General features: G+C 64.9%; 15 protein-coding genes. 4 read left to right on the forward strand and 11 right to left on the reverse strand.

The window, feature by feature from the left end; genetic code table 11:
* Positions 1-270 precede the first annotated feature (270 nt).
* A complete protein-coding gene (locus NDO75_RS08720; protein ID WP_310905760.1) occupies positions 271-687 on the forward strand; it encodes a DUF302 domain-containing protein in 417 nt (138 codons plus the stop codon).
* Positions 688-842: 155 nt separating this feature from the next.
* On the opposite strand, the gene NDO75_RS08725 is transcribed toward NDO75_RS08720, so the two are convergent.
* Entirely contained in the window at positions 843-1,583 is a 741-nt protein-coding gene (locus NDO75_RS08725; RefSeq protein ID WP_310905761.1) for an alpha/beta fold hydrolase, read from the reverse strand.
* Between the two features lie 398 nt (positions 1,584-1,981).
* On the opposite strand from NDO75_RS08725, the gene NDO75_RS08730 reads away from it, so the two are divergent.
* From NDO75_RS08730 to NDO75_RS08740, 3 genes are all read left to right on the forward strand, one after another.
* On the forward strand, positions 1,982-2,146 hold the full coding sequence (locus NDO75_RS08730; protein ID WP_310905762.1) for a hypothetical protein: 165 nt from the start codon (positions 1,982-1,984) through the stop codon (positions 2,144-2,146).
* 949 nt (positions 2,147-3,095) lie between these two features.
* A complete protein-coding gene (locus NDO75_RS08735; protein WP_310905763.1) occupies positions 3,096-4,289 on the forward strand; it encodes a hypothetical protein in 1,194 nt (397 codons plus the stop codon).
* A 743-nt stretch (positions 4,290-5,032) separates the two neighbouring features.
* On the forward strand, positions 5,033-6,157 hold the full coding sequence (locus NDO75_RS08740; protein ID WP_310905764.1) for a recombinase XerD: 1,125 nt from the start codon (positions 5,033-5,035) through the stop codon (positions 6,155-6,157).
* Positions 6,158-6,196: 39 nt separating this feature from the next.
* Here NDO75_RS08740 and NDO75_RS08745 read toward each other — a convergent pair whose 3' ends face one another.
* The 10 genes from NDO75_RS08745 to NDO75_RS08790 are packed head-to-tail and all read right to left on the reverse strand — an operon-like array spanning position 6,197 to position 15,246.
* On the reverse strand, positions 6,197-6,739 hold the full coding sequence (locus NDO75_RS08745) for a dihydrofolate reductase family protein (RefSeq protein WP_310905765.1): 543 nt from the start codon (positions 6,737-6,739) through the stop codon (positions 6,197-6,199).
* Between the two features lie 56 nt (positions 6,740-6,795).
* Positions 6,796-8,643, reverse strand: a complete 1,848-nt coding sequence (locus NDO75_RS08750) for a Na(+)/H(+) antiporter subunit D (protein ID WP_310905766.1) — start codon at positions 8,641-8,643, stop codon at positions 6,796-6,798.
* Complete coding sequence (locus tag NDO75_RS08755) at positions 8,643-10,583, reverse strand: proton-conducting transporter membrane subunit (protein WP_310905767.1); 1,941 nt, start codon at positions 10,581-10,583, stop codon at positions 8,643-8,645. The genes NDO75_RS08750 and NDO75_RS08755 overlap by 1 nt, the downstream gene beginning before the upstream one ends.
* Positions 10,583-12,121 carry a proton-conducting transporter membrane subunit gene (locus NDO75_RS08760; protein ID WP_310905768.1) on the reverse strand — a complete coding sequence of 513 codons (1,539 nt, stop codon included), beginning with the start codon at positions 12,119-12,121 and terminating at the stop codon, positions 10,583-10,585. The genes NDO75_RS08755 and NDO75_RS08760 overlap by 1 nt, the downstream gene beginning before the upstream one ends.
* Positions 12,114-12,491: a cation:proton antiporter subunit C gene (locus tag NDO75_RS08765; RefSeq protein ID WP_310905769.1), complete on the reverse strand. Its 378-nt coding sequence runs from the start codon at positions 12,489-12,491 to the stop codon at positions 12,114-12,116. Before NDO75_RS08765 ends, NDO75_RS08760 begins: the two co-directional genes overlap by 8 nt.
* Positions 12,484-13,011: an MnhB domain-containing protein gene (locus NDO75_RS08770; protein WP_310905770.1), complete on the reverse strand. Its 528-nt coding sequence runs from the start codon at positions 13,009-13,011 to the stop codon at positions 12,484-12,486. The genes NDO75_RS08765 and NDO75_RS08770 overlap by 8 nt, the downstream gene beginning before the upstream one ends.
* On the reverse strand, positions 13,012-13,551 hold the full coding sequence (locus tag NDO75_RS08775) for a DUF4040 domain-containing protein (protein ID WP_310905771.1): 540 nt from the start codon (positions 13,549-13,551) through the stop codon (positions 13,012-13,014).
* Entirely contained in the window at positions 13,548-13,940 is a 393-nt protein-coding gene (mnhG, locus tag NDO75_RS08780) for a monovalent cation/H(+) antiporter subunit G (protein WP_310905772.1), read from the reverse strand. Before mnhG ends, NDO75_RS08775 begins: the two co-directional genes overlap by 4 nt.
* A complete protein-coding gene (locus tag NDO75_RS08785; RefSeq protein ID WP_310905773.1) occupies positions 13,937-14,215 on the reverse strand; it encodes a cation:proton antiporter in 279 nt (92 codons plus the stop codon). Before NDO75_RS08785 ends, mnhG begins: the two co-directional genes overlap by 4 nt.
* Positions 14,212-15,246, reverse strand: a complete 1,035-nt coding sequence (locus NDO75_RS08790; RefSeq protein WP_310905774.1) for a monovalent cation/H+ antiporter subunit E — start codon at positions 15,244-15,246, stop codon at positions 14,212-14,214. Before NDO75_RS08790 ends, NDO75_RS08785 begins: the two co-directional genes overlap by 4 nt.
* Positions 15,247-15,429 lie beyond the last annotated feature (183 nt).

Here is a 15,429-nt window from a genome sequence, read left to right on the forward strand (position 1 = left end):
CCGTGGCAGTTCCCCCTCGGATGGTCCGGAACCGTGGAGCCGGTAGAGGGCGACGAAGAAGCCGGTCGCCAGTATTTTGAGCACGTTCAATGGATTTGGGCTTCACATTTCGTCGCGACAACCGGTTGTGACGTTTCGGGAACGGATAGAAATATCCCGTGACTCCGGTTTTCAAATTCCTCCGCCGAATTGCATCGGACTCGATCGAGCCGACGACGATCAGGACACTGAAACCACACGGTTAAGGCCACTACGAGAGTAGTGTTTGGTATGGACTATACAATGAAAGAGTCCGTGGCCGGCAGCTTCGACGAAACTGTCGATACCACGATTGCGGCGCTTGAAAGCGAAGGGTTCGGCGTACTCTGTGACATCGACGTACAGGCGACGTTCGAGCGGAAACTCGACGAAGAGTTTCGACAGTACCGAATCCTCGGCGCCTGTAACCCAGGGTTGGCACACGACGGACTGTCGGAAGAAATCGAACTCGGGGCACTGCTGCCGTGCAACGTCGTCGTTTACGAGACAGACGACGGTACCGTCGTGGTAAGTGCGGTCGACCCCCAGCGATTGGTCGGCATGGCCGACAATGCCGCCCTCGAGTCCATCGCGGCCGAGGTCACCGACCGATTCGAGCGCGTTCTGGCGACCGTGACCGACGACCTCGGGGCCCCCTCGGCGGCGTGAGGTGCTCGCTCTTCGCACGAACTCGCTACGACGTACTGAGAGGGGGGATGGGCTCGCTCGGATACCGGATTTCTATATATCGAAATACAGTTTATCGTACTCCGAACGGGCGTTCCTACCGAACAGGCGACGACGTTGGCTCCGAGTAGCCGCTCTTACCCACGAGTCTCCGCCCACTCGAGCCACCCGAACAGCCGATCGAGCAGCCGTTCCTCACCGGCCCGCGAGAACCGGTGGCCTTCTCCCGCGAACCGCTCGACGAGAACGTCCGTCTCGAGTCGGCGAGCGGCCGCAAAGCTGTCCGTCGGATCTACGGATTCGTCGTCGCCGCCGTGGAAGATCGCGACCGGGACGGTCAGGTTCTCTACGACTTCGTCGAACGGATGCCGATCGAGCGCATCGAAGAATCGACCGTCGATCCGCTCACCGGTATCGAACGTCATCGCCCCGTCGCGGTCGATCACCGCTCGATACTCGTCGAACGCTTCGTTGATCGTCACGGGCGCACGCGTCGCGACCGCGCGAACCCGATCGTCCCTCGCGGCGGCGTGGAGCGCGACTTTCCCGCCGAAACTCGAGCCAAACAGGGTGTACGCACCTGGATCGAAGTGATCGACGACGCCGTGGAGGTCGGCGAGTCGCGCCTCGAGCGTCGAGTCGACGAACTCGCCGTCCGCGTCGCCACAGCCACGACTGTCGAACCGGACTGCGTTGTATCCCGCTTCGACCGCGCGCTGACAGCGGTGCTCGTAGCTACCGGATTTGTCGCTTCGCAGGCCGTGACAGAAGAACAGCCACCTGTCGGTGGCGGCTTCGTGGTGGACGGCGGCGACCTCCGGAGCCGACGCGGTTTCAGTCGCGTCCGTCTCGATCGGGACGCGGTGTCGTTCGGCCATAATCGACGGACGCGTTCGGTCGCCTTGATACCGGTGTTTGTCGGTTGGATCGTGCCCTTCGAGTCGATGTTCCGTCCGTGGTCCGACCTCCAGATCGGTTCCCCGTTCAGCCAGGGTATCGGTCGAAAACAGTGTGTATACGATCAGCTGGCTGAGAACGATGGCCCACGAACGCACAAACCCAGGGGTCGAGGGCCTTAGATCGGGCGTTTGGGAGGCAGGGAAGCTTCGCCGGGTCGCCGATGATCGGCTATCGATACTGTGGCCGGAGCAATCGCTCTCACTAACCGGCCCCGTGTACGCGAAAGCCGTCACCGCTCGAGCCAGTGCGTCCGAATCGGTCGACAGCGACAGCCGTCGGCGAACCGTTTATCTCTCACTGTCGGAGTAGTTCCTGTATGACCCGCACGACGTACCAGTGTCAGTGTGGCGCACGCCTCGAGTTCAAGCAGGATCTCGAGAAAGAGCCCGCAACGACGACGCCGAACTGGAAGTGCAAAGACTGCGGGACGCCGGTGCCGGGGATGACCGCCGAAAAGATCAGCCACCAGGATCCGTCCTGACCCTCGGTTTCAGTACGGTTCTTGCGGTGGCTACGATTCGACCGCCCGTTGACCGGCGACGGTCCTCCTGCCGCCGACCACGCTTCGAAATCGGGGCTGACACGCCGCTTCTCTCGTCGGCGGAGTGGCGTCTCAGAACGATCTATCCCTCCTCTGGCCAACAAATAAATCTCATAATGCTATACAAAATTCCCCTGCTGTAGTTGCGAATGCCGGGGTTTTGCTGAACGGGATTCCTCGGTCTTCGCGGAGATTGTCCCGGCTCACCGGATGATCAGTACTGAAAATCAGTCAGCAGCGTGAACAACCGGCGCTACCGCGGAATTCGTGGTGAAAATCAGGGCACAGGATACTGATAGCTCTCAGGAAAAACGTGTACCCGAAAGGGAATTGGCTATATTAGCCTCATCAACTGCCGCTGAACGTAGCTTATGAACCGTTGAGCAGTGGTTACCGGCTTCGGTCTGAACTCTCGATTGAGCCCAATCTGAACGAGGAAGTCCACTATCAACCTATAACAATACAGCGAAGCCAAAATGCCAGAGGCGAACCTCAAACGCCTACGACGTCGTCCCTGCAGCGAACTCCTTGATCTTCTTGTATTCCCCTGTCCGAGACCCATCGTCGTCGGACAGCGGCAGCCGATGCGCTCCTGCTAGATAGCTAGGTCCACTAGCGTACCCGCCGGTTGTACTATTGAGCGGGGGTCTCTTCGGAGGAAGCCGGCACGAGTCTACATGGAGTTGCGAGGAAACCTCGATGACCGAACACAACGCAACCGATGCGACCAGTGAATCGACTGCTAAGTCACCGAGTGACGATGACGTGCCGTCCTCGGCAGATGTTGTAGATGACATCACCCCCACGGCGACCTACCGATGCGGCGGGGAGTACCCTACGCTGCAGTGGTATCCTCTCACGGACGGTAGCCCGGATACCAGGTGATCATATGACAGACGACGCGACTCACTCGAACGAATCGACCAACGAAACTGACTCTAATGACAGTCACATGTCCGACTTGTCACATGGCGAGTCCGATCCGCCCGCAGCCACGGCCGACCAGCACCCTGCGGCCGCCGCCGCACTCGGGCGGCGGTCGCTGCTGAAGACGGTTGGAGCCGCGGTTGCCGGTGTCACCGGTATTAAGCTTGCGCCCGAAACGGCGACTGCCACCACTGAGGCCGACGGTCAGGCCTACTACGCGGGGATCTGGGAGAAACGCGACGGCCCGGCCTGGCGGGCCCACCACGGGTTGACGGCCTCGCAGTACCAGACGAAGTTCGACAAGTACGCCAACGACGGCTACCGGCTCACCGACGTCAGCCACTATGTGCGCGACGGCCCAGCGTCCGCAGCTCTGCCATCGATCACGGGTGAATTTGCGGGGGATAAAGCCGGTCTGTATTACATTCGGGAAGTTGATTCCCTTGTCGCCGGGGATCCACTCGTCCTCTGGTTTGGTGAAGCGGCTCAGCGGGAGGTGGACGGCATTGACTGTAAGGTGCCTCAGTTCGCCAATGTGTTCCGCGGCCGCAAGGAAGGATCCGAGATCAAAGGACGGTGGATCAACGTCCCCAAAGGGGTCAGCGCGAATCGTGCCGGGGAAACTAATACCTTCGAAATACGGCCGAGAGGACGTGAATCGATGAAACTGCAGCGAACCGCCGGCCCCGGACTCAACGATGTGCTCACGTCACTGCCGATAACCGAATGCGACGGAGATACCTGTGAGAAGGAGTTCGGCCTCCGAAATTCGAACGCCTACGGCGAAGAACTCGCTGCCTTCGAGGCGTGGCATTCCGGAGCGCGGCATGGCGTGACCGGGCTCTGGGAGTCCGACGATTCGGGAACGTATTACATCCGAGAACTTCCGCACGACGGTACCGTCGTGTGGTTCGGGGAGCGTACCAACAATCCGGAGCGCTTCTCGCACGTCTTTTGGGGGGAGCGAACCGGCAACACGATCGAAGGTGTGTGGGCAGACGTTCCGAAGGCGGACAGGGAACCTTCCAGTGCTGGTACCCTCACAGTGAAGATCGCCGATGGAAACCTTCGCCGTACGAATCAGTCCGGCGGGTTTCGTGGCCGTCGCTGGTGGCGTACTCAAAGGCTGAAGGGAGCTTGTGGGCCGTGGCGCTAGCCTAACGCCATACCCACAGACGACCGGCCGACGCGGCGGAGTGTAACGTGTCCTTCCGAAGGGATCGATTCTCCCCATTTATGTCAAGCAATTATATATAGTATTAGTTAATCCTACAGTGATAGATATACAGGTGTAGTGACCGAACCGCTTGGTTCAGTTTCAGGTTTAATTCTGGATAAAGAAACTGCGCTACTATCTACTGTTAAACCCTCACTCGCCTGTTCCCGGGCACTCCCATGAATTGACCCGGTTACAACGATATCTTCAAAATTGCCATAATACAGATATACTCACTGAACCCCAGTACCGAGCAAATCATGGAGATTGAATCCCATTCAGCAATCTTGGCATTCGCAACTACAGCCCCTGGGAGCTACGAGGACTTCCGTTTTCCCGCGTGAGGCGGAGACAGTCGATGAAGTAGTTCCGGCAGCGAACTCTGTTGACAGTCTGTCACATGGTGTCCGTTCCGGCGTAAGTCGCTGAGTCGCTATCTGACCGCCGATAGCGGGCCGTATACGACTGGCGTTTTTTCCGACCCCGTGACACCGAAACACGGATTTAGTTCCGTGAGACAGTATCGACCGAGCGATGAATCGTGGCGTCACCCTCTCGGTTCGTGCCGGCCGCGGTGGCCGTGGTGGCGGCTGCCGTGAGCGACCCGGCAACGAGTTGGACGGACCGCAGCGGCAGCGATTCGTCTCAGCTTCCGACACGGTTCTCGAAGGGGTGGTCCCACCGTGACAGACGTCGCGATCGTGGACGCCGTCGATGCCTACCTCCAGCGAAAGGCCGTCGGCGACCCCGACGGTTCGGGGGCGGGCACGTACGCCTCGAACGCCGAATCGATCCTCCGACGGTGGGCCGAGTGGCTCGAGCACGACCACGACCTCACGGCGATCGCCGCACTCGAGGTCGTCCACATGCGCGCCTACGCCGAGGAGCTCCGCCAGCGGACGGAGCGAGGGGAGTATACGGCCTCGACCGCTGGCACCTACTACGCGGTGGTCCGGGCGTTCCTCTCGTGGTGCGTCCACGGCGGGATTCTCGAGGCCAATCCCGCCGCGACCGACCGGGCCGAAACCGCGCTGCCGACGGCCGACGACCGCCCGGCGAACGACGCCTGGACGGCAACGCAGCGCCGCGAACTCGAGCGTCACGTCCGCGACCGGGCGCTCGAGGCTGGCACGCACACAGCACGCGAGCGACGGGCCCGACTCCGCGAGTACGCGATGGTCGCCGTCCTCGCCCACTCGACGGTTCGCGGAGCGGAACTGTTCCGTGTACCCGACGACGATCGGCGAACCGGCGCGACCTGGCAGGACGTCGATTTCTATACGGGAACGATTCGCGTCCTCGGAAAATCACAGCGTCTCGAGGACGTGCCGCTACCCGCTCGCGCACGGACCCCACTGCGCCGGTATCGGGTCGTCCTCGATCCACCGTCGAACGACTGGCCGCTGTTCCCGACCGGCCACGCGCCCTCGATCGCCGCACGAGTGCGGTCGGTCCTGCGCGAGCGAGGGTACGACGACGAGACGGTCGAGGCCATGCTCGCGGACGCGACGGCGATGGAACTCGCCCGCGAGCGGTCGATCGCGCCGCCGGCGATCACGACGGAGGGCGCACGGTCGGTGCTGCGCCGACTCTGTGACGCGGCCGGGATCGACGTCGACGGCGACTATCTGACCCCGCGTGGCGTCCGTCGACAGCAGTCCGACGAGCCGTACCGACAGGAGGCGACCACGTCGAAAGCGACGCTTCGAGCGTCAGTTCTCGAGCAGTCGATCGTCGTGCCCGCAGATCGGCCGCCGGTCGTCGATGTCGAGCCGAGCGAGGGGGACGACTCGTCGGACTCGGAGTAACGGGAGTCGATCCCGGGATTTCGGAACCGGTTCGATCGATCAGCCGCCGATCTCGTACCGAAGTTCGACGATCCCCGTTTCGTGCGTCGTGTTCTCGAGCAGTTCTAGCTCCCGTCTCTGATCGCTCTCACCGAAGAGCGAAATCCCACGTCCGAGGAGCACCGGAACGAGGCTCAACCGCAACTCGTCTACGTGACCTTCGCGCAAGAACCCGCGGACGACTTGCGCGCCACCGACCAGCCAGATCCGATCGTGTCGGCGTTCGAGTCTCGTGGCGAGACCGTCTATCTCGCCCTCGACGAACTCGACGGCGTCGGTGGCGCGGGGATAGTTACTGCGGGTGAGCACGTACGTCGGCCTGTCCTCGTACGGCCACTCACCGAAAGACCGGACCTGTTCGTACGTCGTCGCACCCATGACGAGCGCCTCGATGTCGGCGAAGAACGCCTCGTAGCTTCCCTCACCACCGTCGGCCTCGCCCGTCGATTGGAACTCCTCGAGCCACGCGACGCTGCCGTCTTCCGCGGCGATGAAGCCGTCGACGCTCGTCGCGATATAGAGCGTGATCTCGCCCGTCGTCATATCACAGGTTCGCGCCGAATCGAATTGTAACCGACGGGCTCACCGATCCGGACGACTCAGACCACGAGCAGCCACAGGATCACGGTCAGCACGACCGTCAACAGCAAGACGGTGGTGCCGATGCCCGCCCGGAGGTGGATCGTCGACGGACGGCCGCCGTCGGTCGGTCGGCGCTCGTCGACGTCGACCAGCGGGAGCCGTCGCGCGGCCGCGTCGGCCGCGAGAACGGGATTGTTCCCGATCCAGTAGCACCGTTTGACGGCTCCGACGACCGCGGCGTCGACGGTGGCGTAGGTCTCGGTGACCGCGAGCATCGACCACCGGCTGACGTAGTAGGTCGCCGGATAGACGACCATCGCGGGGTCGCCCAGGTCGAGTTTCGAGAGCGGTTTTCTGACGATCACGAACGCGACGGCCGCGACCCCCGTCAGGATTCCCGCCGTCTCGAGGTGGCCCAGGCTGTAGGGATGAAGCGTGCCCTCACCGCCGTAGTAGGAGAACGTGAAGTGGCCACCGTGGCCGTGCAGCGTCGGCGCGAGGTCGGCCAGCCCCTGCCACCAGACGCCGAAGAGGAGGCAGGCCCCGCCCAGCCCGAGCATCGCGACGGTCTGGCCGGGCCTGGCGTCGGCGACCTCGTAGTCGCTCTCGCCGTGGAAGAAGACGTAGTAGCCGAGCTTGATAAAGGAGAGGAGGGTGCCGATCGCACCGAGCCAGAGCAGCCAGTACAGCGCCTGATACTCGGGCTGGCCGTAGTAGCCCGGATCGGCCGCGTCGAAGAGCATCCCCTTGCTGACGTAGCCGTTGAATCCGGGGATCGCGGTGATCGAAAGCGCGCCCAGTCCGTACCCGATCGCGGTCAGGGGCATCTCGCGCCAGAGCCCGCCCAGCTCGTAGAGGTCCTCCTCGCCGGTGCGGTAGATGACGACGCCGACGGCCATGAACAGCAGACTCTTGAACAGGATGTTGTTGAACAGGTGGCTCAAGGCGCCGGCGGCGGCGAGTTCGGACCCCATCGCGGCGGCCATGCCGATCCCGGCGACGATGTACCCGAGCTGGGCCTGAATGTGATACGACAGCAGCGCCCGCATGTCGTGTTGCAGCAGGGCGAACGTCGCGCCGTAGACGGCCATCAGGCCACCCATGTAGGCGATATAGATGCCCAGATCGCTCCCGGCGTCGATGGGGAACGCCCGATAGAGGACGAACGCGCTCGTCTTCGTCGTGTACACCGAGAGGAACACCGACGCCGCGAAGTGCGGCCGCGGATAGGTGTCCGGCAGCCAGGTGTGGACGCCGATGAAGGCGACATTGACGCCCATGCCGAGCACCGCGAGCAGCGCCGGAATCCCGTCGGCGATGCCGGCCCCGGTGTAGACGAACGTCCCGGTCTGAACGTAGTGGGCGGCAATCGCCAGCATCACGAGCACGCCGCCGGTGCCGTGGAACAGCGCGTACCGGAAGCCGGCCCGGACCGCCTCGCCGCCGTACTGCCAGACCACCAGCGTGCTGGTCACGGCCATCAGCTCCCACATGAACAGGAGCACGAGCCAGTCCCCGGCGAAGGCCGCTCCGATCGACGACGAGACGTAGATCAGCGCGAGCGCGACTAGCGTATTACTCGCCTCGCTCGAGTAGGCGTAGATCACGCTACAGATCCCGAGGAAGCCGAGGCCGAGCCCGACCATCCGCGAGAACTCGTCGACGTAGTAGGGGACGACCTCGAATCCGAGGAAGGTGCCGGCCAGATGCTGGCCCTCGGGAGCGATCAGCGAAATGGCGAGGACGGCCGCCAGACTGAGCGCCCCGACGGTGAAGCCGGCGATCCGCGGCAGGACGAGCACGAGCAGCGCCGCTGCGAAGACAAGAAGCGGCGGGTAGGCCAGCGAGAGGACCTCGAGTTCCATCACGCGCTCACCTCCGTCACGAGCTCATCGAACGGGACAGTCCCCAGCTCCCCGAAGGGCGTCCCGAAGACGCCCTCGACGATCTCGGTCGCCAGCTCGAGGAAAACGGCGTAATCAGGGACGACGCCGAGGACGACCGCGCCGGTCGCGATGACGGCGATCGGAGCGAGCATCAGCCACGTGCTCTCGGTGAACGGCGAGCGCCGCTGCCAGCCGGCGACCGGCGGGCCGCCGGTGAGATGGTCGTCGTGGTCGCCGTGATGATCGACGGAGCTGACGTGGTCGTCCTGTGACTCGGAGTGGGCGTCGTCTGGTACCGTGTGATCGCTCGGGTACTTGTCGACGGCGTACTCGTAGTCGTCGTCTTCGGCCGCGGTATCGGCGGTGTCCGAATCGGCAGCGTCGGCCGCATCGGCCGCGTCGGAGCGGTCCGTCTCGCCGCCGTCAGTCGCGACGCCGTCGTCATCCGCGGTCGTCGCGTAGGATTCGAACAGGCCGCCGCTCGGGAACTCGAGCAGGGGTTTGGCGTCGTGGTAGTCTTCGCTCTCGAAGAACGCGGTGTAGACGATCGGCCAGAAGTAGGCGATGTTGAGGACGGCCGACAGCAGCAACGCCCCCGCGAACAGCCAGTACTCGCCGCCCATGGCGCCGGCCCCGATGAGCATGTAGAACTTGCTGACGAAGCCGGCGATCGGCGGGAGGCCGGCCATGCCGGCCGCGCCGACGGTGAACGCGGCCATCGTCAGCGGCATTCGCTTCCCGATGCCGGCCATTTCGCTGATGTAGTCGGTGTGGGTCTCGACGTGGATCGCGCCGGCACAGAAGAACAGCGTGAGCTTCGCGAACGCGTGCGCGGGAATATGGAACAGCGCCCCGACCATCGCGTAGGGATGCAGCATCGAGAGCCCGAGCACGATGTAGGAGAGCTGCGCCGTCGTCGAGTAGGCGAGCCGGCGCTTGAGGTGATCCTTCCGCATCGCGATGATGCTCGCCGCGGTCAGCGTGAACGCGGCGACGATCGCGACGGGAATGTTCAGCCCGACCTCGCCGATTCCCGGCACGTCGAGGGGCAGGTCGTGGATCAGGCCGGGACCGTAGACCTCGAGAATCACTCGTGCGACGCCGAACGCGCCGGACTTGACGACCGCCACGGCGTGGAGCAGCCCGGAGACGGGCGTGGGCGCGACCATCGCATCCGCGAGCCAGGAGTGCAGCGGCATGAGCGCGGCCTTGACGCCGAAGCCGGCGATGAGCAGGAAGAACGCGGTCTGCGCGTAGATCGGCTCGACCTGTGCGGCCGCGGCCAGCGCGTCCATGCCACCGGCTTCGAAGGCGAGCGTCGGCCCGCCGACGAGGCTCGTGAGCCAGTAGATCATGACGGTGCCGGCCAGCAGGAAGACCCCGCCGCCGAAGAACGTGTAGGTGAGGTACTTCCGGCCGGCGATGCGGGCCTCGCTGTCCTCGTTGTGGGCGACGAGCGGGTACGTGACCAGCGACAGTAGCTCGTAGAAGACGAAGATCGTCACGAGGTTCGCCGCGAAGGCGATCCCGACGGCGGCCGAGAGGCTGGCCGCGAACGACGCGAAGAAGCGCGTCTGCGCGTGCTCGTCGAGCCCGCGCATGTAGCCCGTCGCGTAAAAGGACGTGAAGATCCAGAGGAAGCTCGCGAGCAGGGCGAAGAAGATCCCCAGCGGATCGGCTCGCAGGGCGAAGTCGATCCCCGCGAGGAACTGGATCCCCGTCGATTCCGCGAGGCTCCATTTGAAGACGGTGCCGGACATGACCGCGGGGAGCATGCTGACGACGATCCCGAACTTCGCGAGGGCTGCCAGCACGGACCACCCCTCCCGCAGGTTCGGGCGGCGATGGGATGCGATGATCAGGACGATCGCGACCGCCGAGACGAGAACGGCGGCCAGCGGGCGAATATCTGCGACCATCAGTTGAACACCTCCGTGACGAACGGCTCGAGCAAGTCGGCGAACGTTCCACCCGCAAAGCCGAGGGCGACGGCGCCGACCGCAGCGATCACGACGATCGCGACCATGCCAACCGAGACGACATCAGCCGACCCCTCGCCGCGGATCGCGGCGGCGTCGGTCGTTCCACCGTCGGTCGCGGCGGCCCCCGGACGGGGCGTCTCGACCATCGGCGGCGTGAAGTACATCTTCTCGAGCAGGCGAGCGGCGTAGGCGAGGGTGAGCATAGTACTGAGGAAGATCACGGCGGCGACGGGCCACAGCTCCGACTGGACGGCACCCAGCGCGATGTACCACTTGCCGACGAAGCCGACGCCCGGCGGGACGCCGACCAGCGCCAGCAGGAGGACGGCCATCGAACCGGCGACGACCGGCCGCTCCGTCGCGAGGCCGGCGTACTCGTCGACGGTCCGCGCGTCGTAGCTGGTCGCGACGAGCGCGGCCGACAGGAAGAGGCCGGCTTTCAGCAGGCCGTGGCCGACGAGGTGGATCGCGGCGCCGACGAACGCCGTCTCGGAGCCACCGGCGATGACGACGCCGTAGGCGGCGATGACGAGGCCGAACTGCGAGACCGACGAGTAGGCGAGCATCCGTTTGACCCGGGTCTGGATCACGGCGAGGACGGTGCCCGCGAGGACGCTCACGCAGCCGACGACGAGGACGATCGCGGCGGCGTTCTGGGTCCCGGCCAGGTAGTCGACGCCGAAGACGGTCACGATCAGCCGGCCGAAGGCGTACGCGGAGGCCGTCGAGACGAGCGCGGCGATCAGCGGCGTCACGCCGTCGGGTGTCTGCTGATAGGCGCTGGGCTGCCAGGTATGCAGCGGCCACTGGGCGACCTTGACGGCGAAACCGACTACGATGAATCCGAACCCGGTTCGGATCAGCAGCGGCCGTTCCGCACCCGGGATCTGCGTCGCGAGCTCGAGCATGTTGAGCGTCCCCGTGGCCATGAGAAGGAAGGCCACGCCGATCAGGTACATCGAGGCGGCGACGGTCCCCAGGATCAGGTACTGCAGGGCGGCGACCGCCGATTCGGGGCCGTCGCCGCTGGCGACCAGCGCGTAGGTCGCGATGCTCGTGATCTCGAGGAAGACGAAGAGGTTGAACACGTCGCCGGTCATCGTGATCCCGAGCAATCCGCCGGTCAGCAGCAGGTAGGCGGTGTAGAACGTGTTCCCGCGCGGACCGCCGCGACGCGTGTAGGCGAGGACGCCGACGGCGACGGCCGTCACGAGCAGAGCGATCAGGGCCGAGAACTCGTCGGCGACGAGCTGGATGCCGTACCGTCGCGAGTAGCCGCCCAGTTTGTGGGTCACTTGCCCGTCGGTGTAGACGACGCTCGCGAGGGCGACCGCGGCCGCGAACAGTCCGGTCGTCGTGATCGCGGCGACTCCCCAGCCCGTCCGGTCGTAGCGCAGTCCCAGCGCGATCGGTAGCGTGGCCGCCAGCAGCGGGACGACGATCAGCAGCGGGGGGATCAGCTCGACGCTACTCATCGGCACGCACCTCCCGAAGCGTGTCCTCGCGGAGGGTACCGTACTCCGCGTAAATGCGAATGATCAGCGCCAGCCCGACCGCCGTCAGCGCGATGCCGACGACGATGGCGGTGAGGACGATGACGTGCGGCAGCGGGCTCGCGACGAGGAGTTCACCGGGGTTCTTCTCGGCGGGGACGACCGGTGCAGACGCGCCCTCGACGTCGATGTAGGCCATCGCGACGAACAACAGGAAGATGGCCGTCTGGAAGAGGTTGACGCCGATCAGCTTCTTCACGAGGTTCTCGCTGGCGATCACCATGTAGATCCCGATGCCAAGCACCGCGAACACCAGTGCGTAGAGGTAGTAGTTCGAGAGGAACTCAATCATCGTCGCTCACCTCCCGGTCGGCCGGCTCGCGGCCCTCGTTGGCCCGCCGCGTGCCCCCGGTCCCGCTGGGCCGGTCGGGGGTAAACCCGGCGGCCATCGCGAAGAAGAGAGTTATCATGGTCCCCGAGACGATCAGCGAGATGCCGAGGATCTCGATGGCCTCGAGTCCCCACTTCGGCTTGACGTGAAAGACATCTTTGAGCACGGTGAACTCGAGGAAGTTCCCGCCGAGTGCGATCATCGCGAGGCCGATCGCGCCGAAGGCGACGACGCCGCCGGTGACGAGGCCGACGAGCAGGGAGTTGCGCAGCCACTGACGGGTCGGCTCGATCCCGAAGGCGAAGGCGAGCATGAGGACCGTGACGCCGACGATGGTGCCGCCCTGGAACCCGCCGCCGGGCGCGTCACCGCCGTGGAAGGTCATGAACAGCCCGTACGTGAGCGTAAATGGTGCGATGATCTTCACGGCGGTCATGATCACCTGGCTCTCGGTGTAGGTATCGTCGTAGTGGTCTGGCATTCAGGCGAACACCTCGCGTTTCAGGACGAGCAGCGTCGAGACACCGGCGGCGAAGACGACGACCGCCTCGCCGAAGGTGTCGAAGCCACGATAGGCGGCCAACACGGCCGTCACGGCGTTCTGGACGCCGGTCTGTTTGTACGTCTTTTGGATGTAGTGCTGGGTCACGTCGGGGTCCGACCAGACCGGCGTGTCCGTGAGACCGACCGCGTACATCTCCGGCAAGACGACGGTACAGAGCAGGAGGACGAACGCGCCGACGGCGACGGCTCCCGGAACGTGGATCCGCTCTCTGATGTCGTCGGTCGAGGGCCGCGTCGTCCGTGCGATCGTCAGCAGCAACAGGAGCGTCGTGACGCCGGCCCCGATCGCCGCCTCAGTCATCGCCACGTCGGGTGCCAGCAGGAACGTGTAGAGGATCGCCATGCCGAGGCTGTAGGCCCCGAAGACGATGATCGCCGACAGCACGTCGCGGAACAGCGCGGTCGCGACCGCCGTCGCGATGACGAAAAACGCGAGCGCGTACGCGAAGGCGCTCACTGGGGCTCACCTCCCGCGTCGCGTTCCCGCGGCTCCGCGTCGGCGTCGACCGGTTCCGCGTCGCCAGTCGAGCCGCTTCCGTCGTCGGCGAGCAGCGGCTCGACGCCCGTTTCGGCCGCCGACCGTGCGATCGCGTGGGCGGCCGTCGGGTTCGTGACGAAGACGAAAAACAGCAGCAAGACGGTGTACGCCGTCGCGTGCTGCCACCCCAGCGCCAGCGCGACGCCGGCGAGGGTAAACCCGGCCCCGAGGGTGTCGGCCTGCGAGGCGGTGTGTGCACGTGCGTAGACGTCGGGGAGCCGGATGACGCCGACCGCCGCGATGAACGTGAAGAAGACGCCGAGCGCGACGAGGGCGACGGCCGACCAGACGCGAAGGGCTTCGATCACAGCACGCCACCTCGTTCGACCGTGAACTTCGAGATCGCGATCGACATCAGGAAGTTCAGGAGGGCGTAGATCAGGGCGATATCGAGGAACCACGGTTCGTCGAGCGCCACGGTCAGCAGCGCGAGGACGACGACGGTATTCGTCCCGAGGACGTTCACTGCCAGCAGCCGATCCTGGGTCGTCGGACCGACGACGGCACGATACAGCAGCACGATCGCAAGGACGACGAACGCCGCGGCCGCGGCGAGAAAGACGTCCTCGAGCGGCGGCGTCACAGCTCGTCACCCCCGACAACTTCGGCCTCGTCGCGCTCCTCGGGCGAGGGGATCGCCGCCGATTCCCGACCGTAGAAGACGAAGCGAATGCCCCGCTCCAGGCCGCCGTCGAACAGGTCTTCCTGCGCGGCCGGGATCAGCGTGTGGACCAGCAACTCCTGATTGGTGGCCCGGACCGTCAGCGTCCCCGGGGTGAGCGTGATGCTGTTCGCCAGTGCGGTCAGCGGCAGACCGCTGCGAACGCGAGCGTTGACCCGCGTCAGCGTCGGCTCGATCGGCATCGACGGCCGCAACACCGCGGCCGAGACCGCGATGTTGGCTTTGAGGATCTCCCAGAGCAGATACGGGATATAGAGAGCGAACCGCACGGTCCGGATCGGCGACTGGACTCGGTCCAGCGGGGCCGAGAACGTCACCTGCGCGAGCGAGACCGCGACGATGGCGGCGACCGCCGCGCCGGTGACGAGGTCGAACCAGTAGGTCGGATCACCCAGGACGAGATAGAACCCGTAGGAGATCCAGAACGTGGCGAACAACCGGTCGAAATCCTCGGTTCCGCCGACGATCCGGCCGCGTCGAGCCGATCGCTCGACCGGCGCTTCGTCGTAAGCCAGCCCGATGCGCTCGAGTTCGCGCTCGAGGGGCTGGAGCAGTTGAGGGGAGACGCCGGGCTGGTACTCGGGGTCGATGATCACGCGATCGATCCCGTGTTCGTCCGCGTAGGCGTCGAAGGTCTCGGCGTAGTCCCGCGGACCGAAGAGGTACTCGTCGGCCCCGATCGTCGCCGTCTCGATCGCCACGTCCGCGTCGCCGGCGTCTTCCTCGGCCCAGTTTCGCGCCCGCGAGAGCAACTCGGCTGCGTCCTCGCGGTAGCGCGCGCTCTCCGGGACGTCGGCGTCGTAGGGGAGCGCGACGACGAGATGGCACTCGAGGGAGTCGGCAGCCTCGAGGCCCGACCGGACGGCGTAGCCGACCGTCTGCCGAACGGTCACCGTGTCCGTCAGCGGGACGAGCAGGCGTTCAACCGCCACGGCGTCTCCCTCCGGGTGACCGTCGTTGGATATGCATGACTCCGTTGGTCGAGTCAAGCGTTAGCCGTAGGAAAACGATTTCGTTATCCGCCAGCAGTCGCCGGTTCCGACGTATTCGTCCGGGATATTCGTGACATTCCAGCCTCGTATCTCTCTCGCGGTCGACGCCAGTCGAGTTCGCCG

It is taken from the genome of Natrinema sp. 1APR25-10V2 (assembly GCF_031626495.1).
Lineage (GTDB): Archaea > Halobacteriota > Halobacteria > Halobacteriales > Natrialbaceae > Natrinema.

Excerpts from the sequence above, each read along its gene's own strand:
- NDO75_RS08745 (WP_310905765.1), bottom strand. The coding sequence starts at position 6,739 with ATGACGACGGGCGAGATCACGCTCTATATCGCGACGAGCGTCGACGGC.
- NDO75_RS08720 (WP_310905760.1), top strand. The coding sequence starts at position 271 with ATGGACTATACAATGAAAGAGTCCGTGGCCGGCAGCTTCGACGAAACT.
- NDO75_RS08730 (WP_310905762.1), top strand. The coding sequence starts at position 1,982 with ATGACCCGCACGACGTACCAGTGTCAGTGTGGCGCACGCCTCGAGTTC.
- NDO75_RS08735 (WP_310905763.1), top strand. The coding sequence starts at position 3,096 with ATGACAGACGACGCGACTCACTCGAACGAATCGACCAACGAAACTGAC.
- NDO75_RS08725 (WP_310905761.1), bottom strand. The coding sequence starts at position 1,583 with ATGGCCGAACGACACCGCGTCCCGATCGAGACGGACGCGACTGAAACC.
- NDO75_RS08750 (WP_310905766.1), bottom strand. The coding sequence starts at position 8,643 with ATGGAACTCGAGGTCCTCTCGCTGGCCTACCCGCCGCTTCTTGTCTTC.
- NDO75_RS08760 (WP_310905768.1), bottom strand. The coding sequence starts at position 12,121 with ATGAGTAGCGTCGAGCTGATCCCCCCGCTGCTGATCGTCGTCCCGCTG.
- NDO75_RS08765 (WP_310905769.1), bottom strand. The coding sequence starts at position 12,491 with ATGATTGAGTTCCTCTCGAACTACTACCTCTACGCACTGGTGTTCGCG.
- NDO75_RS08770 (WP_310905770.1), bottom strand. The coding sequence starts at position 13,011 with ATGCCAGACCACTACGACGATACCTACACCGAGAGCCAGGTGATCATG.
- NDO75_RS08755 (WP_310905767.1), bottom strand. The coding sequence starts at position 10,583 with ATGGTCGCAGATATTCGCCCGCTGGCCGCCGTTCTCGTCTCGGCGGTC.